This window comes from Rothia halotolerans, assembly GCF_004136635.1.
Classification (GTDB): Bacteria; Actinomycetota; Actinomycetes; order Actinomycetales; family Micrococcaceae; genus Rothia; species Rothia halotolerans.
The window spans coordinates 1,031,151-1,054,027 of sequence record NZ_NOIU01000002.1; the positions used below are offsets into that span (position 1 = coordinate 1,031,151).

Here is a 22,877-nt window from a genome sequence, read left to right on the forward strand (position 1 = left end):
ATGCCCCGCCGCCGCCCGCCCGGCTATCGTGGGAGGCATGACTTCTTCTCAGCAGCCCCTCGAACCGGGATCCGACGAGGACCGGGACCAGACGCTCGCCGAGCGCGCCGAGAACCGCTCGCGCCCCCCGCGCTCCGAGGCCTTCAGGAGCTTCATGGCCCGGGGCTGGGCCTCCGCCCCCGAGCACGAGCCCGAGCGCGCCCCCGTGGCCGATGCCGCCCGGCAGCGTCGCGAGGCCCTCTCCGCCCGCTTCCCCGGCGAGCGCCTGGTCATCCCCGCCGGCCCCCTCAAGGTCCGCTCCAACGACACCGACTACCGCTTCCGCCCGCACTCCGCCTTCGCCCACATGACCGGCCTGGGCCTGGACCACGAGCCCGGCGCCGTGCTGGTCCTGGAGCCGGCCCAGGACGACGCCGCCGGCCGCCCGCGCCACGAGGCCGCCCTGTACTTCCGCCCGCTGGCGGGCCGGGACACCGACCAGTTCTACTCCGACCCGCGCTACGGCGAGTTCTGGGTGGGGCCGCAGCCGACGCTGGCCGAGGTCCGGGCCGAGTACGGGATCGAGTGCCGCGACCTCTCCGAGCTCGAGGTCGCGGTGACCAAGAACGCGGGCAACCAGGCGCTGGGCGGGGTCCGCGTCCGCCTGGTCCGCGAGGTGGACCTCGACGTGGACGCGCTCGTGGACACCTCCCGCTACAACACCGGCGTCGACCTCGAGGAGTCCGACGGCCTGGACGCCCGGCTCGCCGAGGTGCTCTCGGAGCTGCGCCTGGTCAAGGACGAGATCGAGGTGGAGAACCTGCGCCGCGCGATCGCCTCGACCGCGCAGGGCTTCGAGAACATCGTGCGCAGCCTGCCGCGGGCGCTGGAGCACCGGCGCGGCGAGCGGGTGGTGGAGACCGCGTTCTTCACCGCGGCGCGCACCGAGGGCAACGACGTCGGGTACGAGACGATCGCGGCGTGCGGCAACAACGCGACCGTCCTGCACTGGATCCGCAACAACGGGGCCGTGGAGGCCGGCAAGCTGCTGCTGGTCGACGCCGGGGTGGAGGACGACACGCTCTACACCGCGGACATCACCCGCACCCTGCCGGTGGACGGCCGCTTCACCGAGATCCAGAAGAGGATCTACGACGCGGTCCTGGCCGCCGCCGACGCCGCCTTCGCCGCGGCCGTGCCCGGCAACCGGTTCCGCGACGTCCACGCCGCCGCGGTCCGCTCGCTGGCGGAGTCCCTGCACGCCTGGGGACTGCTGCCGGTCTCGGTCGAGGAGGCGGTCTCCGATGCCGGCGGCCAGCACCGGCGCTGGATGCCGCACGGCACGAGCCACCACCTCGGCCTGGACGTGCACGACTGCGCGCAGGCCAAGCGGGAGCTCTACGTCGACGGCGTGATCGAGCCCGGCATGGTCTTCACGATCGAGCCCGGACTCTACTTCAAGGAGGACGACCTGGCGATTCCCGAGGAGTACCGGGGCATCGGGATCCGGATCGAGGACGACGTCCTCATCACCGCGGACGGCCCCGAGAACCTCAGCGCGGCGCTGCCGCGCACCACCGGGGAGATCGAGGCCTGGATGGAGGGGCTGCGCTGAGCGGCCGCTGAGCCCGGGCCCTCCCGCCCCCGCGCGACGACGCCCCGGCCGGATCACCCGGCCGGGGCGTCGTCGTACCCCGGGGCGTGCGGCCGGGAGGGGGCTCGCGGGCCGGACGGGCCCGCCGGGGACGGTCAGCTCCGCGCGCCGTCCCGGTCCTCGTCCGAGCCGGCGCCGGCTCCCCCGCCGGAGGGGCGGTCGGCCCCGTCAGCGGACTGGCCGCCGCCGTCCGAGGGGCGGTTCTCCGTCCCGGCCTCGAGGCCGGGCGGCCGAGGCGTGGAGGCGGATGCGGGCGCAGGGGCGGTCGGAGATGCCCCGCCAGCGGATCCCGGCGAAGGCTCGACGCTGTCCGCCTCGTCCTCGCGCAGGCCGAACCGCGGCCGGCCGTCCGGCAGGTCCTGGAAGTCGCGGGCCTGGGACCGCCGCTCCGGCTGCCCCTCCTCGCGCTGGCCGAAGGCGGGCGGGCCGGCCGGCGTCGTCCCCGGGGCCGCCTGGCCCGAGGCGGGCTGCCCCGGCGCGGACTGGCCGGGACCCGGCTGGCCGGAGCCGGGCTGGCCCGTCCCGCCCGGCGTCGGCTGGCGCGGCGGCTGCTCCTCCGGGGTGGGGCGCAGCGGACCGCGGGAGGCCTGCCCGCCCAGCAGGCGCCGGGCCTCGCTGGCCTCCTGCGGGACGCACACCAGCTCGTAGGTCCCCGCCACGAGCTGGCCCACCGCCGTGAAGTTCCGGGAGGACCCCCGGCGCGCGTAGGTGATGACGGTGAAGATCATCCAGAACGCGACGCCGATCGGCACGGCGGTGAGGAACGCCGCGAGCCAGCTGTCCCCGGCGAAGAGCACGAGCAGCAGGGCCAGCAGGATGCCGTAGAAGAGCCCCTGCACCGCGCCGGAGGCAGCGACCTTGGCGTAGGAGAGCGTGCCCACCACGTGCTCCACCTGCCGCAGGTCGGTGCCGACGATGCTGAGGTGCTGCACGGGGAAGCCCCGCTCGGCCAGCAGGTCCACGGCCCCCTGCGCGTCCTCGTACTTCGGGTAGCGCGCCACGGTCACGGAGCTGGGCAGTTGGGAGGAGCGGGCCGCCGCGATCCTGGAGTTTCCGGAGATAGCCATACTCCATTTTCCCCGAAGACGTCCGCGCCGCGCACCACGAGGCGGCGGTATCGCCATAGGTGAACCCCGCCGCCCTGAATGAGTACGCTGGGACGGTGAGCAATCAACCGAGCAAGATCTTCATCGCCAGGCTGCTGGGCCTGGACGTCTTCGATCCCCTCGGGGACCGCCTGGGGCGCCTCCGCGACGTCGTCGTGCTCCATCGGCAGGCCCAGCGCGGGACGCAGTGGCCGCTCATCGTCGGCATCGTCGTCGAGGTGCTCGGCAAGCGCCGGGTCTTCGTCCCGATGACCCGGGTGAACAGCATCGACTCCACGCAGATCATCGTCACCGGGCTGGTGAACCTGCGCCGCTTCGAGCAGCGCGGGGCGGAGGCCCTGGTGATCGGCGAGATCTTCGACCGCGAGGTGGTGCTGCGGGACGGCTCGGGCAAGGCCACCATCGAGGACTGCGCGATGGAGCAGACCAGGAACGGGGACTGGAAGCTCTCGGAGCTGTTCGTCCGCCGCACCGGCACCGGCGGCGGGCTCATGCGCCGCAAGGGCGAGGCGCTGGTGGTCTCCTGGGACGAGACGCTCTACGAGACCACCCTGGATCCCCAGGGCGCCCAGCACTTCCTCGCGACCCACGAGGACACCCAGCCCGCCGACCTCGCCGACGCCCTGCACGACCTCAACGAGAAGCGCATGCTCGAGGTCGCCGAGGAGCTCCAGGACGAGCGCCTGGCCGACGTCCTGCAGGAGCTGCCCGAGGAGGACCAGTTCCAGATCCTCGCCAGCCTGGACATCACCCGCGCCGCGGACATCCTGGAGGAGATGGAGCCCGACGACGCCGCGGACCTCCTCGGCCTGTTCACCGACGCCCAGCGCGAGGCCCTGCTCGGCCGGATGGAGAAGGAGGAGGCCGACGACGTCCGCCGCCTCCTGGAGTACGAGGAGGGCACCGCCGGCTCGCTCATGACCCCGGTCCCCATCATCCTGCCGCCCGAGGCCACCGTGGCCGAGGCGCTGGCGCAGGTGCGCCAGGAGGACATCAGCCCGGCCGTCGCCGCGGCGGTGCTGGTCTGCCGGCCCCCGCTGGAGACCCCCACGGGCCGCTACATCGGCATGGTCCACATGCAGCAGCTGCTGCGCTACCCGCCGCCGGAGCACGTGGGCAACATCATCGACCGCAGCATCGAGCCGGTCTCGGACATGGCGACCCTCGAGGAGGTCTCCCGCGTGCTCGCGACCTACGACCTGACCCTCATCCCGGTGGTCAACGAGCACGACCGCCTGGTCGGCGCCGTGACCATCGACGACGTCCTGGACGCCCTGCTGCCCGAGGACTGGCGCACCAACGACGACGGCACCCCGGTGCGGAAGGTGAGCCGCAGCTTTGAGTGAGACGCGCAAGACCCGCAGCCCCCGCCTCCCCCAGCGGCTCGCCTCGCTGGACACCCCCCTGGAGGCCCGCCCCAGGTGGTACCGGAGGTACCGGCCCAATCCGGAGGCCTTCGGCGTCGCCACCGAGTCCTTCGCCCGCTGGATGGGCACGCCCCAGTTCCTGCTGTGGATGACGGTCTTCGTGACCGTGTGGCTGGCGTGGAACACGCTCATGCCGGAGCACCTCCAGTTCGACCCGCGGGCCCTGAACTTCACCCTGCTGACCCTGATGCTCTCCCTGCAGGCCTCCTACGCCGCGCCGCTGCTGCTGCTGGCGCAGAACCGGCAGGACGATCGCGACCGCGTGGTCGCGGAGGAGGACCGGAAGCGGGCCCAGCAGAACCTGGCGGACACCGAGTACCTGACCCGGGAGATCGTCTCCCTGCGCATCGCCCTGCGCGAGGTCGCCACCCGCGACTTCGTCCGCTCCGAGCTGCGCGACCAGCTCGAGGAGCTGCTGGCGGAGCACGGGGAGCGCGAGGAGCAGCGCCCGGCGCCGCAGGAGGGGGCGCCCCGGCGCCGGCAGCAGGCCGGCACGGCCGAGTCGCGGACCTCCATCCTGGACATCGTCGAGCCGGAGCCCGCCGCGCAGGGCGGCGCCCGGAGCGAGCGGAGCACCCACGAGTCGCCGCGGGAGCGGCAGGACGAGGAGCGAGATGACCGATAGCGCGCGGAGCGAGCTGTGGAGCGCCCTGGACGGCGTCGTCGACCCCGAGCTGAGGCGGCCCATCACGGAGCTGGACATGGTCACCGGGGCCGAGCTGGAGGAGGGCGTCGCGCGGATCGGCGTCCAGTTGACCATCGAGGGGTGCCCCATGCGCGGGACCATCGAGGACGACGTCCGGCAGGCCGTCGGCCGGGTCCCCGGGGTGCGGGAGGTCCGCGTCGAGATCTCCTACATGGACGCCGAGGCCCGCCGGCGCCTGCGCGACAGGCTGGGCCACACCAAGACCAACCCCTTCGCCGATCCCGCGAACCTCACCCGCGTCTACGCGATCGCCTCGGGCAAGGGCGGGGTCGGGAAGTCGACCGTCACGGTCAACCTCGCGGCCTCCCTGGCCGCGAGCGGGCTGTCCGTGGGCATCGTCGACGCCGACGTGCACGGGTTCTCGGTCCCCGGCCTGCTGGGCATCACCCAGCCGCCGACGAAGGTCGAGGACATGATCCTCCCGCCGGTGGTGGAGGTGCCCCCGGAGCGGCGTCGCCCCGACGCGGGATCGGCCGGGTCCGAGCCCGACGCCGGCTCCATCCGCGTCATCTCGATCGGCATGTTCCTGCCGGACAACCGGCCGGTGGCCTGGCGCGGGCCGATGCTGCACCGCGCGCTCGAGCAGTTCCTGACCGACGTCCACTTCGGCGACCTGGACGTGCTGCTGCTGGACCTCCCGCCGGGCACGGGCGACATCGCGATCTCGATGTCCCAGCTGGTCCCCAGCGCGGGGCTGGTGGTGGTCTCGACCCCGCAGCACGCCGCCGTCGACATCGCCGAGCGCGCCGGGACCATGTCGCTGCAGACCGGCCAGGAGGTGGTGGGGGTCGTGGAGAACATGGCGGCCATGACCATGCCGGACGGGTCGCTGCTGGAGATGTTCGGCTCCGGAGGCGGGCGCCTGCTCGCGGAGCGGCTCTCCCGGAGCACCGAGCGGGACGTCCCGCTGCTGGGCTCGGTGCCGCTGGACCCCGCGCTGCGCGAAGGGGGCGACGCCGGCGTGCCGGTGGTCTGGTCCGCTCCCGGCTCCCCCTCCGCCGAGGCGCTGGAGGATATCGCGGAGAGCCTCCGACGCCGCGGCCGCGGCCTGGCGGGCCGGCCTCTGCCGGTCACGCTCACCTGAGCCGCGGCCGGACCGGGGGTGTTGCGCCCGGGCCGGGAGCCCGCGGAGCGTCCGCTCAGGTGGCCTCGGAGTCGAAGGGCGCGGGCTGGCCCGGGGTCAGGCGGCGGAGGTTCTGCTGCGGCGGGGCGGCCTTCTCCCGCTCGGCGGCGGCCTCCTCCTCGTCCTCCATGAGGGCCTCGCGGACGATCCGCCGGGGGTCGTACTGCCGCGGGTCGTAGGCCCGCCAGTTGATCTCGGACAGCTCGGGTCCGAGGGAATCCTTGATGCCGTCCTTGGCGTCCACGGCCGTGCGGCGGAGTCCCTTGATGAAGTCCTTGAGCTGCCGGGCGTACTCCGGCATGCGCTCAGGACCGATCACGAAGAAGACGATGATCGCCAGAACCAGGAACTCGGCGCCGTTGATTCCAAACACATAGGAAGATTACCAGTCCCCGCCTGGGGCTGAGCTGGGTCTCACCCGCCTCCCTGCCCGGCCCCGGTAGTGATGGGCTCGAGGCAGTCCTGCAGGCTGCGCGCCTCCTCGGCGGTGATCTCGAGGACGAGCCGGCCTCCCCCCTCCAGCGGGATGCGCATGATCAGCGAACGTCCCTCCCGGGTCACTTCCATGGGGCCCTCGCCGGTCCTCGGCTTCATAGCGGCCATCGGAGATTCCTTTCGGGTCGAGTGACGCTCCGCTCGCGAAGGCGGCGTGTCGGGACCCCTCCATGATAGCCCGCCTCGTCCACGGCTTGTGATCCAGCTTACGCCGTCAGGCGGATCAGGGCGGGTAGTCGCCGCCGCCCGGCAGCTCCTGCCAGTGCCACAGCCAGCCCACCCAGACGAGCTGCCCGATGGCCGCACCCACCAGCAGCAGCGCCCGGTAGGCGCGCGAGCGGGAGGCGGCCGCCAGCGGGGCCGCGAGGGGGAAGAGGGGCAGCAGGAGGCGGAAGGTCGAGGTCTGCGGGAACAGGAAGGCCAGCAGGTAGACCAGGTAGCACGCGCACCACAGCCGCAGCCGGCAGGGCAGCGTGGCCACGGCCGCCCGCGAGCGCAGCGCGAGGGCGAACCCGCCCACCAGCACCACCAGGACGAGCGGACCCAGCGGGCCCAGGTAGGCCAGCGACTGCTCGAGCCACGGCTGGAACGGCAGCAGGTGCTCGCCGCGCCACGCGGTCTCGGCGGCGGTGTAGGCGTCCGGGCGGCCGGTGACCGCCCAGGCGGCGAAGAGCCAGCCCAAGGCGCAGGCGCAGGCCCACAGCGCGAGCGCGAGCGGGCCGCGCGTCCGGCACAGGGCGCTCAGCGCGCGGCGGCGGCGGGAGGCGACGGCGGCGACGTCGTCCCCCGCCGCCTCCTGCCGGTAGGCCGCCACCGCGCGGACGCACCACCAGATTCCCAGCATCGCCCCCAGCGGCACGCCGATGGGGCGGGAGAGGCAGGCCAGCGGGACCAGCACCGCGGCGGTCCACGGGCGGTCCCTGAGCACCGCGAGGAGGACCCCAGCCAGGAGCATCAGGGAGAGAGACTCGGCGTAGGGGACCTGCAGCACGGGGGCCACCGGGTTCAGCAGGACCAGGGCGGTGCAGGTCAGGGCGAAGCGGTCGAGCCCGGCGCCCTCGCCCCGCCGGCGGAAGAGCCGGTACAGCAGCAGGCTCGCCCCGGCGCCGCACGCCAGGGAGACCGTGCCGCCGGCCGCGTTCCAGCCCAGCCCGGTGACCCCCATGACCGCGCGGACGAGGGCGGGGTAGAGCGGGTAGAAGGCCCACGCGTTGGGCAGGGTCTCCCCCGAGGGGGAGGCCGGCAGGTCGGCGGGGTAGCCGCCCTCGGCGATCTGCCGGTACCAGTCCGAGTCCCAGAAGCCGATGAACTCGAGGTACCCCGGCCGGGCGACGCCCCAGGGCGAGGCCCCCTGGTGGCGCGCCACGGTGACCAGGACGAACCAGCTCCACGCCCGCGTCGCCGCGTAGACGAGGAGCACCACCGCCCACGGGGGCAGGCGGCGGGTGCGGGAGAGGCGGGGCGCGCCCTGCTGGAGCGTGCCGGTCACGCGCCGCCGCGCCCGTCGGCTGCTCCGTTGGCGGGTCCGCCGTCCGCGGGGCCGCCGTCCCTGTGACCGGCGCCCGCCGAGCCGGCGGGGCCGGCATCCGCGTCGTCGGCTCCTTCGGCCTCCGCGCCCTCATGCCCGTTCCAGGAGGGCCCCTCGAGCGGCCCTCGCGCCGGAGGGAGGACCTCGATCCCGTCCCGCGAGACGTGCTGGGCGGCCGCGAAGCGGTCGGATCCGAGGGAGACGCAGGCGATCAGGGTCCCCGCCAGGACCAGGAGCGTGAGGCCGACGAGAATGACGTTCATCCCCCCATTCTGACGCACGCACCGGCGCCCTCGCCCGTCCGGCCGCGCACGTCATCGCCCGGACCCCTCCGCGACATCGGCGCGAAACAGCCCCGCTCTAGTCTGACGTTACCCAGGACACATATTCTGATATAACTTAGATCACATTTCCCGCCCACCTCTTCTGTGAAACGTGAGTGCCATGACCACTGAACCACTCGGCGAAACCGCGACGATCTCCCAGGCCGGAGGGGAGGTCCGGATGAGCGGGGTCAACAAGCACTTCGGCGACCTGCACGTGCTGAAGGACATCGACCTCACCGTCCACCCCGGCGAGGTGGTGGTCCTGATCGGCCCTTCCGGCTCCGGCAAGTCGACGCTGTGCCGGACCATCAACCGGCTCGAGACCATCGACGAGGGCGAGATCACCGTCGACGGCGTGCCCCTCCCCGCGGAGGGCAAGGCGCTGGCCAAGCTGCGCTCCGACGTCGGCATGGTCTTCCAGGCCTTCAACCTCTTCGCCCACAAGTCGGTGCTCTCCAACGTCATGCTCGGCCCCATGAAGGTGCGCGGGAAGTCCAAGAAGCAGGCCCAGGAGCTGGCCATGGCGCTGCTGGAGAAGGTCGGCGTCGCCAACCAGGCGCAGAAGCTGCCCGCGCAGCTCTCCGGCGGCCAGCAGCAGCGGGTGGCCATCGCCCGCGCCCTGGCCATGCGTCCCAAGGTCATGCTCTTCGACGAGCCCACCTCGGCCCTGGATCCGGAGATGATCAACGAGGTGCTCGACACCATGGTCGCGCTGGCCAAGGAGGGGATGACGATGATCGTCGTGACCCACGAGATGGGCTTCGCCCGCAAGGCCGCGCACCGCGTCATCTTCCTCTCCGACGGCCAGATCGTCGAGCAGTCCACCCCCGAGGAGTTCTTCACCAACCCGCAGAGCGAGCGCGCCAAGGACTTCCTCGGCAAGATCCTCAACCACTAGGCCACCCACACCGCCGGGCGCCGCCCGGCATCCCGCCGGCCCCCGGGCCGGACTCGCATCACATAAGGAGCACTCCATGTCACTCGGCACCTCCGGACCCCGTACCCTCAGATCCCGCGCCCTCGGCGCCGCGGCGCTGGCCGCGACCACCGCCCTGGTCCTCACCGGCTGCGGTGGCGGCGGCGACTCCGAGGAGGGCGGCGACGGCGACTCCGTCCGCATCGGCATCAAGTACGACCAGCCCGGCCTCGGCTACCAGGACGGCAGCGAGTACACCGGCTTCGACGTCGACGTCGCGAAGTACGTGGCCAACGAGCTGGGCTACGCCGAGGACCAGATCGAATGGGTCCAGGCCCCCTCCGCCAACCGCGAGAACATGCTGCAGAACAACCAGGTCGACATGATCTTCGCGACCTACTCCATCACCGACACCCGCAAGGAGAGCGTGGACTTCGCCGGCCCGTACTTCGTGGCGGGCCAGGACCTGCTGGTCACGGCCGACAACACCGACATCACCGGGCCGGGGGACCTGGAGGGCAAGAACCTCTGCTCCGTGCAGGGCTCCACCTCCGCCCAGACGATCAAGGATGACTACGCCCAGGGCACCAACCTCGTCGAGCAGACCGGCTACGCCGACTGCCTGGGCGCCCTGGAGGCCGGCAACGTCGACGCCGTGACCACCGACGACATCATCCTCGCCGGCCTGGCCTCGACCGACGCCAACCGCGGCAAGTTCAAGGTCGTGGGCAACACCTTCACGGAGGAGCGCTACGGCGTCGGCCTGCCGAAGGGATCCGACCAGTGCGCCGCCATCGGCGAGGCCATCAACAAGATGGTCGACGATGGCGACTGGGAGAAGGCGGTGACCGATAACACCGAGGGCGCCGACTACCAGTACAACACCGAGCTCAACCCGCCGACTGCGGCCGACGGCTGCGCCTGAGCCACGACGCCGCCTCCGCGCCGGACCGGTGCGGAGGCGGCGACCGGGCCGTGACGACGGGAGCCCCGCCGGCGCCGCCCTCCCCCAGCTCACCCACCACCGGAGAACCACCGTGTCCCCTCGAGCACCGCAGGGAGTGATCGCATGTCCTTCCTGGACCGCTACGCTTCCGTCCTGAGCCAGTACGACGTCCTCGGGGCCTTCTGGGTCAACATCCAGCTGACCTTCTGGGCCGCCATCGGCTCCTTCGTCCTCGGCTGCCTCCTCGCGCTCATGCGCATCTCGCCCATCGCGAGCCTGCGCGGCTTCGGCGCGACCTACGTGCAGCTGTTGCGCAACACGCCGCTGACGATCCTGATGTTCATCGCCGTCCTCGGCGTGTGGACCCAGCTGCAGATCAAGCTCTCCGGCGACTTCCAGCAGAACTTCTTCAACTTCGCCGTCGTCGCCCTGTCCCTCTACCACGCGGCGTTCGTGTGCGAGGCCATCCGCTCCGGCGTCAACACCGTGCCGGTCGGCCAGGCGGAGGCGGCCCGGGCCATCGGGCTGAGCTTCCTCCCCTCGGCCCGGCTGATCATCTTCCCCCAGGCACTGCGGGGGTCCATCACCCCGCTGGGCAACACCCTGATCGCGCTGACCAAGAACACCACGGTGGCCACCGCGGCCTCGGTGGCCGAGGCCTCGGGGCTGATGAAGACCATGATCGAGTTCAATTCCGACATCGTGATCGCCATCTTCCTCACGTTCGCGATGTGCTTCGTCGTCATCGTGATCCCGATGGGCCTGATCACCACGTGGGCCTCCAGGAAGTGGGCGGTGAAGCGATGAAGGCGAACCTGAACGTGCTGTTCGACGCGCAGGGACCGCGCGGGCGGCGGCTGACCCTGATTTTCAACGTGGTCGGCCTCCTGCTGGCGGCGGCGGTGATCTGGTGGCTGCTCGCCACCCTGGCCGACCGCGGCCAGCTGAGCTGGAGCCGGTGGTCATTCGCCTTCACCGCCAACGCCTGGGAGAACTTCTACCTGCCGGGCCTGGTCTCGACGCTGAAGGCGGCGCTGGTCTCGATCGTCACCTCGGTGGCCTTCGGCCTGCTCTTCGGCATGGGCCGGCTGGCCCCCAATGCGCTGGTGCGCGCGGTGTGCACGGTGATCGTCGAGTTCTTCCGCGCGGTGCCGGTGCTGCTGATGATGATCTTCTTCTGGCTGTGGATCGGGTTCCTCGACGTCGTACCGCCCTCGGACCTGCCCTTCCTGGCGGTGGTCCTGGGGCTGACCTTCTACAACGGCTCCGTCATCGCCGAGCTGGTGCGCTCGGGCGTGCACCAGCTGCCGAAGGGGCAGAGCGAGGCGGGCCTGGCGGTGGGCCTGACCCACGGGCAGGTGCTGCGGAGCATCCAGCTGCCCCAGGCCCTGGTCGCCATGCTGCCCTCGATGCTCAGCCAGTTCGTGGTGATCCTGAAGGACACCGCGCTGGGCATCATCATCACCTACCCCGAGCTGCTGGACTCGGCCCGGCGCCTCGGCTCGGCGAACTCGATGCTGCAGTCGCTGCTGATCGCGGCGGTGGTGTTCATCGTCATCAACTTCGTCCTCACCAGCGCGGCGAACTGGCTCTCCGGGTACCTGAGCAGCCGGACCTCCGGGCGGACGAAGATCCCGGTGGGGCCCGGGGTGGGGGCACCGGAGAAGGCCGCCTGAGGGCCCGGGCCCGTTCCCGGCGGGATCAGCTCGCCGGGATCGGTGCCGGGATCAGCCCGCCAGGGTGAGCCCGTCGGGGACCAGTCCGCCGGGGCGAACCCGTCGGGTTCAGCCCGCCGGGGCGAGCCACGCCGCGAGGGCCGCGCGGCAGGCCCGCACGTCCTCGGCGTCGACGTGCTCGTCGTCCGTGTGGGCCAGCAGGGCGTCCCCGGGGCCGAAGTTCACCGCCGGGATGCCCAGGGCGGAGAAGCGGGCGACGTCGGTCCAGCCGTACTTCGGCCCCGGCTCGTTCCCGACCGCCTCGACCAGCTCGCGGGCCAGGGGGGCGTCCAGGCCCGGCCGCGCCGCCGGCGAGCGGTCCACGAAGTCCAGCTCGTACCCCGCGAAGACCTCCTCGACGTGGGCGATCGCCTCCTCGACGCTCTTGTCCGGGGCGAAGCGGTAGTTGATGTGCAGGTCGCAGGCGTCCGGGATCACGTTGCCGGCGGTGCCGCCGCTGATCTGCACGGCGTTGAGGCCCTCCCGGTAGTCCAGGCCCTCGACTCCGATCGTCGCCGGCTCGTAGGCGCACAGCGCGGCCAGGGCGGGCTGGACCCGGTGGATGGCGTTCTCGCCCTTCCAGGCCCGGGCCGAGTGGGCGGCGAGGCCGCGGGCGCGGATCCAGAACCGGAGGGTGCCGTTGCAGCCGCCCTCGATCCGCCCGGCGGTGGGCTCCAGCAGGACGGCGAAGTCGGCGTCGGTGACCAGCTCGGGGCGGGAGCGCATCAGCCTGCCCAGGCCGGATGACTCGCTCGCCACCTCCTCGTGGTCGTAGAAGACGTAGGTGACGTCCCGGACCGGCTCCGTGAGCGCGGCGGCGAGCGCCAGCTGCACGGCGACGCCGCCCTTCATGTCGGTGGCGCCCCGCCCGTAGAGCACCCGGCGGCCGTCCTCGTCCTCCCAGCGCGAGGGGACGGTCCCGCGAGCGCCCTCGGTGCTCGGCAGCGGCACGGTGTCCAGGTGCCCGGCGAGCACCACGCGCTCGGCGCGGCCGAGCTCGGTGCGGGCCACGATCGTGTCCCCGTGCCGGGTGACCCGGAGGTGGCCGAGCCGGCTCAGCGCGGCTTCGACGGCGTCGGCGATGGGGCCCTCGTGGTCGGACACGGAGTGGATGTCCAGGAGGTCGGCGGTCAGCTGCGCGACGTCCTGGGTCAGGTCGAGCTCGAGGGTCTTCGTACTGGTCTCGGGTGCGTTGCCGGTGGTGCTCATGTGTCCACAGCATAGGGCACCCGAGGGCATCGGGCCCGCGTCGTCCACATGCCGGGTCCCGGCCGGAATCTGCGGGGCGACTTCCGTACACTGGGGCCATGACTCACAGCAATACTGCCGCACACGCCGCCGGGATCGGCCTGGCCACCGTCGTGGCCTCCGGCCCCGAGCAGGGCCGCATCCTCGACGTCTGGTACCCCTCCCCCGTCCTCGCCCCGGAGCCCGACGAGTCGGTCCGCGCCGACCTCGAGGCCGCCGCCGGCGCCGACGAGGCCCGCAACGTCGAGACGCGCGTCGTCAGCGCCTCCATCGACCTGCAGGAGGCCCCCGCCGACGCCGCGGACGCCTACCTGCGCCTGCACGCGCTCTCCCACCGCCTGGTCCGCCCCAACTCCATCAATCTGGACGGCCTGTTCGGCGTCCTCGCCAACGTCGCCTGGACCAGCGCCGGCCCGGTCCTGGCCTCCGAGCTCGGGGCGGCCCGGCTGCGGCTGCGCTCCCGCGGGGCCCTGACCGTCTACTCGGTGGACAAGTTCCCCCGGATGGTCGACTACGTCGTGCCCACCGGGGTGCGGATCGGCGACGCGGACCGCGTCCGCCTCGGCGCGCACCTGGCCGAGGGCACCACCGTGATGCACGAGGGCTTCGTGAACTACAACGCCGGGACCCTCGGGGCCGCCATGGTCGAGGGGCGCATCAGCCAGGGCGTCGTGGTCGGCGACCACACCGACGTCGGCGGCGGCGCCTCGATCATGGGGACCCTCTCCGGCGGCGGGACGCAGCGGGTCACCCTCGGCGAGCGGGTGCTGCTCGGAGCCAACGCGGGCGTCGGGATCTCGCTGGGCGACGACTGCGTCCTCGCGGCCGGCCTCTACCTCACGGCGGGCACCCGGGTGACGGTCAAGACCGAGGCCGGGGCCGACGTCGTGAAGGCCGCGGACCTCTCCGGCACCCCCAACCTGCTCTTCCGGCGGAACTCCCAGACCGGGACCGTGGAGGCCCTCCAGCGCCGCACCGGCTCGGTCGAGCTCAACGACGCGCTGCACCAGAACTGACCCGGCCCGGAAAGGAAGCACGCATGAGAATCATGGTCACCGGGGGCGCCGGGTACATCGGCTCCCACACCGTCCTGGCGCTGCTCGAGGACGGTCACGAGATCGTGGTGGCGGACAACCTCGCGAACTCCTCCAAGACCTCGCTGGAGCGGGTCTCGGAGCTGGCCGGGGGCAAGCCGATCGAGTTCCACGAGGTGGACCTGCTGGACGCCGCCGCACTCACGGAGCTCTTCCGCCGCAGCCGTCCCGACGCGGTCATCCACTTCGCGGGCCTCAAGGCGGTGGGAGAGTCGGCGGAGAAGCCGCTGTGGTACTACCGGACCAACGTCGCCGGGACGATCAACCTGCTGGAGGCCATGGAGGCCTCGGGATGCCGCTCGTTCGTCTTCTCCTCCTCCGCCACCGTGTACGGCGCCCCGGAGGAGATGCCGCTGACCGAGAAGCTGAACCTCGACGCGCAGTCCTGCTACGGCCGGACCAAGGAGCACATCGAGGACATGCTCATGGACCTCGCGGCGGCGGACCCCTCCTGGAACATCGCGCTGCTGCGCTACTTCAACCCGGTGGGGGCGCACTCCTCGGGCCGCATCGGCGAGGATCCCACGGGCGTGCCGAACAACCTGCTGCCGTTCATCGCCCAGGTGGCCGTGGGCCGGCGAGAGAAGCTCATGGTCTTCGGCGACGACTACCCCACCCCGGACGGGACGGGCGTGCGCGACTACATCCACGTGATGGACCTCGCGGACGGGCACCTCAAGGCGCTGGACTACGTCGTCGAGCACGGCGGGCTGCGCACCTGGAACCTCGGGACGGGCAACGGCTACTCGGTGCTCGAGGTCCGGGACGCCTTCGAGGCGGCCTCGGGGCGGCCGATCCCCTACGAGCTCGCGCCACGGCGGCCGGGCGACGTCGCGGTCTCCTACGCCGACCCCTCCTCCGCGCTGGCCGACCTCGGCTGGTCGGCCTCCCGCGACCTCGCGACGATGTGCGCGGACCACTGGCGCTGGCAGGAGCAGAACCCCCGGGGGTACGCCGGCTGAGGCGCTCGGGACCAGATGCGCAGACGGCCCGCGCTCCCCTTCAGCGGGGAGCGCGGGCCGTTCTTGCGTGCGCGGGCGGGGCCGGTGCTACTCGGCGCCCGGGTACCGCCGCTCGGGAGCGCCGGTGTAGACCTGGCGCGGACGCCCGATCTTGGTGTCCTGATCCTGCACCATCTCGCGCCACTGGGCGATCCAACCCGGCAGGCGGCCGATCGCGAAGAGCACAGTGAACATCTTCTCCGGGAAGCCCATGGCCTTGTAGATCAGGCCGGTGTAGAAGTCGACGTTCGGGTACAGCTTGCGCTCGACGAAGTAGTCGTCGGCCAGGGCCTTCTCCTCGAGCCGCAACGCGATGTCCAGCAGCTCGTCGTCGCCGCCGATCTTCTTCAGGATCGAGTCCGCGGTGGACTTCACGATCCGGGCGCGGGGGTCGTAGTTCTTGTAGACCCGGTGCCCGAACCCCATGAGGCGGACGCCCTCCTCCTTGTTCTTGACCTTCTCCATGTAGTCCTCGGGGCTGATGCCCTCGGCCTTGATCCGGCGCAGCATGTTCAGCACCGCCTCGTTGGCGCCGCCGTGCTTGGGACCGTAGAGGGCGTTGATGCCGCCGGAGATGGAGGCGAACATGTTGGCGTCGGAGGAGCCGACCAGGCGGACCGTGGAGGTCGAGCAGTTCTGCTCGTGGTCGGCGTGCAGGATCAGCAGCTGGTCCAGGGCCTTGGCGATCTCCGGGTCGACCTCGTAGTCCTGCGCGGGGACGCCGAAGCACAGGCGGAGGAAGTTCTCGGTGTAGGAGAGCTCGTTCTTCGGGTACATCATCGGCTCGCCCAGCGACTTCTTGTAGGCATAGGCCGCGAGCGTGGGGACCTTGGAGAGCAGGCGGAAGGTCGAGACCTCGACCTCGCGCTCGTCGTGCGGGTCCAGGGAGTCCGGGTAGAAGGTCGACAGCGCGGAGACCGCCGAGGCCAGCACGGCCATCGGGTGCGCGTCGCGGGGGAAGCCGGAGAAGAAGACCTTGATGTCCTCGTGCACCATGGTGTGCTTGCGGACCGTGTCGTCGAACTGCGCCAGCTGATCCGGGGTGGGCAGCTCGCCGAAGATCAGCAGGTAGGCGACCTCGACGAAGCTCGAGTGCTGGGCCAGGTCCTCGATCGGGTAGCCGCGGTAGCGCAGGATCCCCTCGTCGCCGTCGATGTAGGTGATCGACGACTTCGTGTTGGCCGTGTTCATGAAGCCCGGGTCGTAGGTGACGTGCCCGCCCGTCTCGGAGCGCAGGTTGGCGATGTCGAAGGCCCCGGTGCCCACCGAGGGCTCGACGCCGGGGAACTCGATCGTCTTGCCGCCGTAGTTCAGCGCTGCGTTATCGGTCATATTTCCTCCCGTTGCAAGTGATCCCGCCGACCCTCAGGATGTGTGTCGGATGGTGCGGTCCCGAGGGGCCCGCGGCCTGGGCGCGCGGGGTCGCCGTGGCGCATGCCGTGGGCAGGGACACAAAACTCTCAGTTCACTCTACCGGTTAGCGTCACATCGTCACTAATTCCGGTGGTGTGGCGCGGGCCTCCCGGGGCGGGATCCGCGGGCGGCGGCGGACGCCACGGGAAGATCGGCGGGGCGCCCGATACGGGCCGGACAGGGGCGCATCCTCCGGAGCTGCGAGCGGCTCGCAGGGCGGCGCAAGACCCGGAGACCCGCATCCAGGCCCCGGCACCCGCACTCAGGCCTTCAGACCCCGAGCCCCGCTCAGACCCCGGCCAGCCCCCCAGCCCCGGCGCCCCCGCTCAGGCCCCCGCGGCCGCCTCCAGGCGCGCCGCGGCGGCCTCTACGCGCTCGTCGGTCCCGGTCAGGGAGATCCGCACGTAGCCCTCCCCCCGCTCGCCGTAGAACGTGCCGGAGCCGATCACGATGCCGGCGTCGGCGAACCGGCCGACCGTCTCCCAGGTGTCCTCCCCGGCCGTGCCCCAGAGGTACAGGCCGGCCTCGGAGTGCTCGAGGCGCAGGCCGAAGGCCTCCACCGCGGGCTTAAGCCGCTCCCGGCGCGCCCGGTACAGGTCCTTCTGGGCCGCGACGTGGGCGTCGTCGCCCAGCGCGGCGGCCATCGCCAGCTGCACCGGCCGCGGGACGATCATCCCCGCGTGTTTCCGGGAGTTGACGAGGTTGGGCATGAGCTCCGGGGCGCCGGCGACGAAGGCGGCGCGGTACCCGGCGAGGTTGGACTGCTTGGACAGCGAGTAGACGGAGAGCAGGCCCTCCCAGGAGCCGCCGGCCACGGCCGGGTCGAGGACCGAGGGGACGCGGCGCCCGCCGCGGGCCTCGTCCCACTCCCCCCAACCGAGCTCCGCGTAGCACTCGTCCGAGGCGACGACGGCGCCCACCGCGCGCGCCTGCTCCACCAGCCGGGCCAGCGAGACGGCGTCGCGCACGATGCCGGTGGGGTTGCCCGGCGAGTTGGCCCACACGAGCCGCACGCGGGAGCGGACCTCGGGGTCCAGCTCCTCGAGGTCGTCGGCGGCGACGGCCTCCGCGTGGGCCAGCCGGGCGCCGATGTCGTAGGTCGGGTAGGCCACCGAGGGGCGCACGACGACGTCGCCGGGGCCCAGCCCCAGCAGCGTCGGCAGCCAGGCGACCAGCTCCTTGGACCCCACGGTCGGCATGATCGCCTCCGGGTCCAGCCCCTCGACGCCGCGGCGTCGGGCGAACCAGCCGGAGACCGACTCCCGCAGCCCGCGCTCGCCGTGCGTGGTGGGATACCCCGGCGAGTCGGCGGCGGACGCCAGGGCCTCGCGCACGACCTCCGGCGTCGGGTCCACGGGGGTCCCGATCGAGAGGTCCACGACGCCGCCGGGGTGCCGCGCCGCGCGCTCGCGGTACGGCGCCATCGCGTTCCAGGGGTAGTCGGGCAGCTGGAGTCCGAAGCCGGTCATCGCGGGGCGCTCCCTCAGTCCTGGTTCTGGGGCGGCAGGGCGGCGATCATCGGGTGGTCCGACTCGATCACGCCGGTGCGCGCGGCCCCGCCCGGGGAGCCGATCTCGTCGAAGAACTCGGCGTTGGCGGAGGTGTAGGGGTCCCACTCCTCGGGCACGTCATCCTCGTAGTAGATGGCCTCGACGGGGCAGACCGGCTCGCAGGCGCCGCAGTCGACGCACTCGTCCGGGTGGATGTAGAGGCTGCGCTCGCCCTCGTAGATGCAGTCGACCGGGCACTCCTCGACGCAGGCGCGATCCTTGACGTCAACACACGGCTGGGCAATTACGTACGTCATACAAACCTTTCCTCGCATCGCCGGACGCCGCCGGCACCGTCGGCGCGCCGGGTCAGGGCGCCGCGACATGGATCCGTACCCAAGTCTAGTCACGCCAGTCTCGCAGGCCCATTCCCCCTCCCGCGACTGTCAGCGGGATCACTACCCACGGTGACGGCCGGTTAACGGGGATGACGCAGCATGCCCCGCCGGCCCGCCAGCCCGACGCCGAGCGCCGTCGCCGCCAGGATGCCCAGCGTCCACACGATCCCGGCGACGCCGATCGCCGCCCGGGTGCTGGGGACCACGAGGAAGGAGTCGGCCCGGCCGAAGACGAACAGCCCCACGGCGCAGAACGCGACGACGCCGGGCAGCGCCGTCGACCACGTGCGGCGGGTGTGGTGCCCCATCCACAGCGTCCCGGCGAAGACCAGCAGGACCGCCAGCAGGGCGCCCCACGGCAGGAACCACCCGCCCAGCAGGTAGAGCACGAAGGCGTGGTACATGGTGCCGATGAAGCCCATCAGCAGCCCCAGGGCGGCCCCGGTGATCCCCGCGCCGACGGGGCCGACGCCGCGCTCCGACTCCGGCACGGCGTCCTCGCGCCGGGCCAGCAGCCGGTACGTCTCCACCCCGCTGATCTGCTGGTCGACGCCGTTGGAGTACTGGAAGGTCTCCCCCTCGCCCACGCGCACCTGCGTGGCGTGGGCGGCCATCGCGGCCTTCTTGGCCGCCGGATCCGCCTCGACCACCGCCTGGACCCGGCGATCGCCCCGGTCCACGGTGCCCTCCTCGCCCCAGACCATGGCCGGGCGGGCCTCGGGGCGGACGCGCTTGAGCGCCGCCATCAGCGCCTCGTGGGTGCGCCGGTGGTCCGGGTGGCCGTACCCGCCGTCGGCGTCGTAGCTGACGACGACGTCTGGCCGCGTCTGCTCGATGGCCTCGGCGATCGCCGCGGCCGCCTCCCGCAGCGGGGCGCGGGTCAGGCAGTCCGGGCTGGCGGCGGGGTCGGGCGCGGCCTGGCCGCGCTCGTCCCAGGACATCCCGGAGTCGCGGAAGAAGCCGGGCGCGCCCTCCCGCCGGGCGAAGCGGCGCTCGGCGACGCCGAGCTCGCGGCAGGCCGCCTCGAGCTCGCCCTCACGGAGCCTGCCCAGGGCGTCGCCGCCGTCGGACCGCTCAGGATTGCGCACGTCCAGCGCGGCGTGCTCCTGGCCGATGACCTCCCCCATCTCGCCCCGCGTCATCGTCAGCAGCTCCACGCGGGCGCCGCGGCGGGCGTACTCGGCCATGGCGGCGCCGGTCGAGGTGGACTCGTCGTCCGGGTGGGCGTGGACGAACAGCAGGGTCGCCCCCTCCGGGCCCAGGCCCGGAGGGAGCAGATCGGACACGGCGTCGGGCGCCCTGTACTCGCCCTGCTCGGGGTAGCGGGGGTCGGTCATCGGCGGCGGCTGCCCCTTAGTTCGCGCGAGCGCGGGAGCGATTGGCGCGGACGCGCTCGTTGGCGTCCAGGATCAGCTTGCGGATGCGGATGGCCTCCGGGGTGATCTCGACGCACTCGTCCTCGCGGGCGAACTCGAGGGACTCCTCCAGCGTGAGCTTGCGCGGCGGGGTCAGGTTCTCGAAGGAGTCCGCCGTGGAGGAGCGCATGTTGGTCAGCTTCTTCTCCTTGGTGATGTTGACCTCCATGTCGTCCGCGCGGGAGTTCTCCCCGACGATCATGCCCTCGTACACCTCGGAGGTGGGCTCCACGAAGAAGGTCCCGCGCTCCTGCAGGTTGATCATGGCGTAGGGGGTCACCACGCCGGCGCGGTCCGCGATGAGCGAGCCGTTGGTGCGGTACTCGATCGTCCCGGCCCACGGCTCGAAGCCGTCGGCGTAGGAGGAGGAGATGCCGGCGCCGCGGGTGTCGGTGAGGAACTGGGTGCGGAAGCCGATCAGGCCGCGGGCGGGCACGGTGAACTCCATGCGGATCCAGCCGGTGCCGTTGTTGACCATGGTCTCCATGCGGCCCTTGCGGGCGGCCATCAGCTGGGTGACCGCGCCGAGGTACTCCTCGGGGACGTCGATGGTCATCCGCTCCATGGGCTCGTGCAGCTTGCCGTCGATGGTCTTGGTGACCACCTGCGGCTTGCCCGCGGTCAGCTCGAAGCCCTCGCGGCGCATCTGCTCCACGAGGATCGCCAGGGCGAGCTCGCCGCGGCCCTGGACCTCCCAGGAGTCGGGGCGCTGGGTGGGCAGGACGCGGATCGAGACGTTGCCGATCAGCTCCTTGTCCAGCCGGTCCTTGACCTGGCGCGCGGTGACCTTGGCACCCTTGACCCGGCCGGCCAGGGGCGAGGTGTTGATGCCGATGGTCATGGAGATCGCGGGGTCGTCCACGGTGATCAGCGGCAGCGGCTGCGGGTTCTCCGCGTCGGTCAGCGTCTCGCCGATGGTGATGTCCTCGATGCCGGCGACGGCGACGATGTCTCCCGGGCCCGCCTCCTCGGCGGGCACGCGGTCCAGCGCCTCGGTCTTGAGCAGCTCGGAGATCCGGACGTTCTTCAGCTGGCCGTCCTGGCGGGCCCAGGCCACGGTCTGGCCCTTGCGCAGCGTGCCGTTGAAGACGCGCAGCAGCGCCAGGCGGCCCAGGAACGGGGAGGAATCGAGGTTGGTCACGTGCGCCTGCAGGACGCCCTCGGGGTCGTAGGTGGGAGCCGGGACGTGGTCCATGATGGTCTTGAACAGCGGCTCGAGGTCCTCGTTGTCGGGGAGCTCGCCGTCGGCGGGCTGCTCGGTCGAGGCGCGGCCGGCCTTGCCCGATGCGTAGACGACCGGGACGTCCAGGACGGAGTCGAGGTCCAGGTCGGGGGCCTCCTCGGCCAGGTCGGAGGCCAGGCCCAGCAGCAGGTCCATGGACTCGGAGACGACCTCCTCAATGCGCGCGTCGGGCCGGTCCACCTTGTTGACCACGAGGATCACCGGCAGCTTGGCGGCCAGCGCCTTGCGCAGGACGAAGCGCGTCTGGGGCAGGGGGCCCTCGGAGGCGTCGACCAGAAGCACGACGCCGTCGACCATCGACAGCCCGCGCTCGACCTCTCCGCCGAAGTCGGCGTGGCCGGGGGTGTCGATCACGTTGATCGTCACGGTCTCGCCGTTCGCCGACGGTCCCGAGTAGGAGACCGTGGTGTTCTTGGCGAGGATCGTGATGCCCTTCTCCTTCTCCAGGTCACCGGAGTCCATCACGCGATCCTCGACGTCCCCGTGGGAGGAGAACGCGTTGGTCTGGCGGAGCATGGCATCGACGATGGTGGTCTTCCCGTGGTCCACGTGGGCCACGATCGCCACGTTGCGCAGATCGCTCCGCGTCGCGGTGCTGGGGGTTTCTGACATACGAATGAGCTCGCTTTGCTGATTGGGTTGGATCCGGCCCGCACTTGGACCGTCTACCATCATAGCGACCAGCGCCAAATCCGACATGAGGGCGGTCACCAGCGCCTCCGGCCGGTCGGCGCGCGATCGCCGGAGGGACGGGGCGCCGGGCGCCCGCCGGGGACTCCGGAACGGCCCGTCCCTGGAGACGACGAGGGCCTCTCCCCCGCCTCGGCGGGGAGAGAGGCCCTCGTCACGAACTCTGAGGAACTCAGCGCTCTTCGCGCTCGATCTTCCAGGGAGCCTGCGAGGAATCCGGATTGCGGGTCAGAGTGCCCTCTTCGCCGCCCTCGAGCTCGATCTTCACCCCGGAGAGGTCGAGGGGCCCGGTGCGCTCGTTGACGTGCTCCTCGAGCTTGGAGAAGCCCTCCTCCCACTGCTCGCTCATCGACTCGGAGATGTGCTCCGTGAGCTCGTTGCGCACCTGACGCCGCTGGGCGCGGACGAACAGGGCGTGCTCCGCGCTGAGCGACTTGAACAGCGAGAGGCACATCAGCAGGATCACCACCGAGAACGGCAGCGCGGTGAGGATCGAGACCGTCTGGATCGCGTTCAGCGAGTCCTCCCCGCCGGCCCAGAGCAGGGCGGTCGCGGCGCCGCCGGCGATCAGGACCCAGAAGACCCGGACCCACGTCTTGGGCTCGGGCGAGCCCGAGGAGGCGATCATGCCCAGCACCAGCGCGCCCGAGTCGGCGGAGGTCACGAAGAACACGATGATCAGGATGATCGAGCCGATCACCAGCGGGACCGAGGCCGGCAGGTTCCCCAGCATGCCGAACAGAGCGTTCTCGCTGTCCACGGTGCCGTCGCCGGCGATCAGGCCGCCGGAGCCGAAGAGCTCCTCGTGGATCGCGGTCCCGCCCATCACGGAGAACCAGAAGAAGGACATCGCGGCCGGGACCAGCAGCACGGCCATCACGAACTCGCGCACGGTGCGCCCGCGGGAGACCCGCGCGATGAACATGCCCACGAAGGCCGACCAGGAGATCCACCAGCCCCAGTA

The 22,877-nt window shown here is 71.8% G+C and carries 22 protein-coding genes; 10 read left to right on the forward strand and 12 right to left on the reverse strand.

Annotated elements, in window-relative coordinates; all coding sequences use genetic code 11:
* The first annotated feature begins 37 nt into the window (after nt 1–37).
* Nucleotides 38–1,594 carry an aminopeptidase P family protein gene (locus tag EWV39_RS09730; protein ID WP_129659019.1) on the forward strand — a complete coding sequence of 519 codons (1,557 nt, stop codon included), beginning with the start codon at nt 38–40 and terminating at the stop codon, nt 1,592–1,594.
* Between the two features lie 134 nt (nt 1,595–1,728).
* On the opposite strand, the gene EWV39_RS09735 is transcribed toward EWV39_RS09730, so the two are convergent.
* The gene (locus tag EWV39_RS09735) at nt 1,729–2,700 is read right to left on the reverse strand and encodes a YflT domain-containing protein (RefSeq protein ID WP_129659021.1); all 972 of its coding nucleotides are present in this window, start codon (nt 2,698–2,700) and stop codon (nt 1,729–1,731) included.
* Between the two features lie 95 nt (nt 2,701–2,795).
* Here EWV39_RS09735 and EWV39_RS09740 point away from each other — a divergent pair, with 95 nt between their 5' ends.
* Genes EWV39_RS09740 through EWV39_RS09750 form a run of 3 tightly spaced genes read left to right on the forward strand, consistent with a single transcriptional unit; the run spans nt 2,796 to nt 5,956 of the window.
* Nucleotides 2,796–4,085 carry a magnesium transporter MgtE N-terminal domain-containing protein gene (locus EWV39_RS09740; protein WP_129659023.1) on the forward strand — a complete coding sequence of 430 codons (1,290 nt, stop codon included), beginning with the start codon at nt 2,796–2,798 and terminating at the stop codon, nt 4,083–4,085.
* Nucleotides 4,078–4,791: a DUF1003 domain-containing protein gene (locus EWV39_RS09745; RefSeq protein ID WP_129659025.1), complete on the forward strand. Its 714-nt coding sequence runs from the start codon at nt 4,078–4,080 to the stop codon at nt 4,789–4,791. The genes EWV39_RS09740 and EWV39_RS09745 overlap by 8 nt, the downstream gene beginning before the upstream one ends.
* The gene (locus EWV39_RS09750; RefSeq protein WP_129659027.1) at nt 4,781–5,956 is read left to right on the forward strand and encodes an Mrp/NBP35 family ATP-binding protein; all 1,176 of its coding nucleotides are present in this window, start codon (nt 4,781–4,783) and stop codon (nt 5,954–5,956) included. The genes EWV39_RS09745 and EWV39_RS09750 overlap by 11 nt, the downstream gene beginning before the upstream one ends.
* A gap of 55 nt (nt 5,957–6,011) precedes the next feature.
* On the opposite strand, the gene EWV39_RS09755 is transcribed toward EWV39_RS09750, so the two are convergent.
* The 4 genes from EWV39_RS09755 to EWV39_RS09770 all read right to left on the reverse strand — a co-directional run bounded on the left by EWV39_RS09755 (nt 6,012) and on the right by EWV39_RS09770 (nt 8,281).
* Nucleotides 6,012–6,368 carry a twin-arginine translocase TatA/TatE family subunit gene (locus EWV39_RS09755; protein WP_129659029.1) on the reverse strand — a complete coding sequence of 119 codons (357 nt, stop codon included), beginning with the start codon at nt 6,366–6,368 and terminating at the stop codon, nt 6,012–6,014.
* Nucleotides 6,369–6,409: 41 nt separating this feature from the next.
* A complete protein-coding gene (locus tag EWV39_RS09760; RefSeq protein WP_129659031.1) occupies nt 6,410–6,598 on the reverse strand; it encodes a DUF3117 domain-containing protein in 189 nt (62 codons plus the stop codon).
* 115 nt (nt 6,599–6,713) lie between these two features.
* Nucleotides 6,714–7,979, reverse strand: a complete 1,266-nt coding sequence (locus EWV39_RS09765; protein WP_129659033.1) for a hypothetical protein — start codon at nt 7,977–7,979, stop codon at nt 6,714–6,716.
* Nucleotides 7,976–8,281, reverse strand: coding sequence for a hypothetical protein (locus EWV39_RS09770; protein WP_129659035.1), 306 nt, complete (start codon nt 8,279–8,281; stop codon nt 7,976–7,978). The genes EWV39_RS09765 and EWV39_RS09770 overlap by 4 nt, the downstream gene beginning before the upstream one ends.
* 181 nt (nt 8,282–8,462) lie before the next feature.
* Here EWV39_RS09770 and EWV39_RS09775 point away from each other — a divergent pair, with 181 nt between their 5' ends.
* From EWV39_RS09775 to EWV39_RS09790, 4 genes are all read left to right on the forward strand, one after another.
* On the forward strand, nt 8,463–9,242 hold the full coding sequence (locus tag EWV39_RS09775; RefSeq protein ID WP_129659037.1) for an amino acid ABC transporter ATP-binding protein: 780 nt from the start codon (nt 8,463–8,465) through the stop codon (nt 9,240–9,242).
* A gap of 76 nt (nt 9,243–9,318) precedes the next feature.
* Nucleotides 9,319–10,185: a glutamate ABC transporter substrate-binding protein gene (locus tag EWV39_RS09780; RefSeq protein WP_129659039.1), complete on the forward strand. Its 867-nt coding sequence runs from the start codon at nt 9,319–9,321 to the stop codon at nt 10,183–10,185.
* 144 nt (nt 10,186–10,329) lie between these two features.
* Nucleotides 10,330–11,013: an amino acid ABC transporter permease gene (locus EWV39_RS09785; protein ID WP_129659041.1), complete on the forward strand. Its 684-nt coding sequence runs from the start codon at nt 10,330–10,332 to the stop codon at nt 11,011–11,013.
* Nucleotides 11,010–11,882, forward strand: a complete 873-nt coding sequence (locus tag EWV39_RS09790) for an amino acid ABC transporter permease (protein ID WP_129659043.1) — start codon at nt 11,010–11,012, stop codon at nt 11,880–11,882. Before EWV39_RS09785 ends, EWV39_RS09790 begins: the two co-directional genes overlap by 4 nt.
* Nucleotides 11,883–11,990: 108 nt before the next feature.
* Here EWV39_RS09790 and dapE read toward each other — a convergent pair whose 3' ends face one another.
* The gene (dapE, locus tag EWV39_RS09795; RefSeq protein ID WP_129659045.1) at nt 11,991–13,130 is read right to left on the reverse strand and encodes a succinyl-diaminopimelate desuccinylase; all 1,140 of its coding nucleotides are present in this window, start codon (nt 13,128–13,130) and stop codon (nt 11,991–11,993) included.
* Between the two features lie 98 nt (nt 13,131–13,228).
* Here dapE and dapD point away from each other — a divergent pair, with 98 nt between their 5' ends.
* Both dapD and galE read left to right on the forward strand, forming a co-directional pair.
* Entirely contained in the window at nt 13,229–14,185 is a 957-nt protein-coding gene (gene dapD / locus EWV39_RS09800; RefSeq protein WP_129659047.1) for a 2,3,4,5-tetrahydropyridine-2,6-dicarboxylate N-succinyltransferase, read from the forward strand.
* 23 nt (nt 14,186–14,208) lie between these two features.
* Nucleotides 14,209–15,225, forward strand: a complete 1,017-nt coding sequence (gene galE / locus EWV39_RS09805) for a UDP-glucose 4-epimerase GalE (RefSeq protein ID WP_129659049.1) — start codon at nt 14,209–14,211, stop codon at nt 15,223–15,225.
* Nucleotides 15,226–15,312: 87 nt separating this feature from the next.
* On the opposite strand, the gene EWV39_RS09810 is transcribed toward galE, so the two are convergent.
* The 6 genes from EWV39_RS09810 to EWV39_RS09835 form a co-directional block, all read right to left on the reverse strand.
* Complete coding sequence (locus EWV39_RS09810; RefSeq protein ID WP_129659050.1) at nt 15,313–16,596, reverse strand: citrate synthase; 1,284 nt, start codon at nt 16,594–16,596, stop codon at nt 15,313–15,315.
* A gap of 407 nt (nt 16,597–17,003) precedes the next feature.
* Nucleotides 17,004–18,146, reverse strand: coding sequence for a succinyldiaminopimelate transaminase (gene dapC, locus EWV39_RS09815; RefSeq protein WP_129659052.1), 1,143 nt, complete (start codon nt 18,144–18,146; stop codon nt 17,004–17,006).
* A 14-nt stretch (nt 18,147–18,160) separates the two neighbouring features.
* Nucleotides 18,161–18,484 carry a ferredoxin gene (gene fdxA, locus EWV39_RS09820; RefSeq protein ID WP_129659054.1) on the reverse strand — a complete coding sequence of 108 codons (324 nt, stop codon included), beginning with the start codon at nt 18,482–18,484 and terminating at the stop codon, nt 18,161–18,163.
* 161 nt (nt 18,485–18,645) lie between these two features.
* Nucleotides 18,646–19,902: a PIG-L family deacetylase gene (locus tag EWV39_RS09825; protein WP_129659056.1), complete on the reverse strand. Its 1,257-nt coding sequence runs from the start codon at nt 19,900–19,902 to the stop codon at nt 18,646–18,648.
* A gap of 16 nt (nt 19,903–19,918) precedes the next feature.
* The gene (gene typA / locus EWV39_RS09830; protein WP_129659058.1) at nt 19,919–21,835 is read right to left on the reverse strand and encodes a translational GTPase TypA; all 1,917 of its coding nucleotides are present in this window, start codon (nt 21,833–21,835) and stop codon (nt 19,919–19,921) included.
* Nucleotides 21,836–22,085: 250 nt separating this feature from the next.
* Nucleotides 22,086–22,877, reverse strand: a 792-nt coding sequence (locus EWV39_RS09835) for a BCCT family transporter (RefSeq protein WP_193554698.1), incomplete at its 5' end; no start/stop codon positions are given.

What these genes read in the sequence shown, in the direction of transcription:
- EWV39_RS09790 (WP_129659043.1), top strand. Translation starts at nt 11,010, where the DNA reads ATGAAGGCGAACCTGAACGTGCTGTTCGACGCGCAGGGACCGCGCGGG.
- dapE (WP_129659045.1), bottom strand. Translation starts at nt 13,130, where the DNA reads ATGAGCACCACCGGCAACGCACCCGAGACCAGTACGAAGACCCTCGAG.
- EWV39_RS09775 (WP_129659037.1), top strand. Translation starts at nt 8,463, where the DNA reads ATGACCACTGAACCACTCGGCGAAACCGCGACGATCTCCCAGGCCGGA.
- dapC (WP_129659052.1), bottom strand. Translation starts at nt 18,146, where the DNA reads ATGACCGGCTTCGGACTCCAGCTGCCCGACTACCCCTGGAACGCGATG.
- galE (WP_129659049.1), top strand. Translation starts at nt 14,209, where the DNA reads ATGAGAATCATGGTCACCGGGGGCGCCGGGTACATCGGCTCCCACACC.
- EWV39_RS09760 (WP_129659031.1), bottom strand. Translation starts at nt 6,598, where the DNA reads ATGGCCGCTATGAAGCCGAGGACCGGCGAGGGCCCCATGGAAGTGACC.
- EWV39_RS09750 (WP_129659027.1), top strand. Translation starts at nt 4,781, where the DNA reads ATGACCGATAGCGCGCGGAGCGAGCTGTGGAGCGCCCTGGACGGCGTC.
- fdxA (WP_129659054.1), bottom strand. Translation starts at nt 18,484, where the DNA reads ATGACGTACGTAATTGCCCAGCCGTGTGTTGACGTCAAGGATCGCGCC.
- dapD (WP_129659047.1), top strand. Translation starts at nt 13,229, where the DNA reads ATGACTCACAGCAATACTGCCGCACACGCCGCCGGGATCGGCCTGGCC.
- EWV39_RS09730 (WP_129659019.1), top strand. Translation starts at nt 38, where the DNA reads ATGACTTCTTCTCAGCAGCCCCTCGAACCGGGATCCGACGAGGACCGG.
- typA (WP_129659058.1), bottom strand. Translation starts at nt 21,835, where the DNA reads ATGTCAGAAACCCCCAGCACCGCGACGCGGAGCGATCTGCGCAACGTG.
- EWV39_RS09785 (WP_129659041.1), top strand. Translation starts at nt 10,330, where the DNA reads ATGTCCTTCCTGGACCGCTACGCTTCCGTCCTGAGCCAGTACGACGTC.
- EWV39_RS09780 (WP_129659039.1), top strand. Translation starts at nt 9,319, where the DNA reads ATGTCACTCGGCACCTCCGGACCCCGTACCCTCAGATCCCGCGCCCTC.
- EWV39_RS09735 (WP_129659021.1), bottom strand. Translation starts at nt 2,700, where the DNA reads ATGGCTATCTCCGGAAACTCCAGGATCGCGGCGGCCCGCTCCTCCCAA.
- EWV39_RS09770 (WP_129659035.1), bottom strand. Translation starts at nt 8,281, where the DNA reads ATGAACGTCATTCTCGTCGGCCTCACGCTCCTGGTCCTGGCGGGGACC.
- EWV39_RS09825 (WP_129659056.1), bottom strand. Translation starts at nt 19,902, where the DNA reads ATGACCGACCCCCGCTACCCCGAGCAGGGCGAGTACAGGGCGCCCGAC.
- EWV39_RS09810 (WP_129659050.1), bottom strand. Translation starts at nt 16,596, where the DNA reads ATGACCGATAACGCAGCGCTGAACTACGGCGGCAAGACGATCGAGTTC.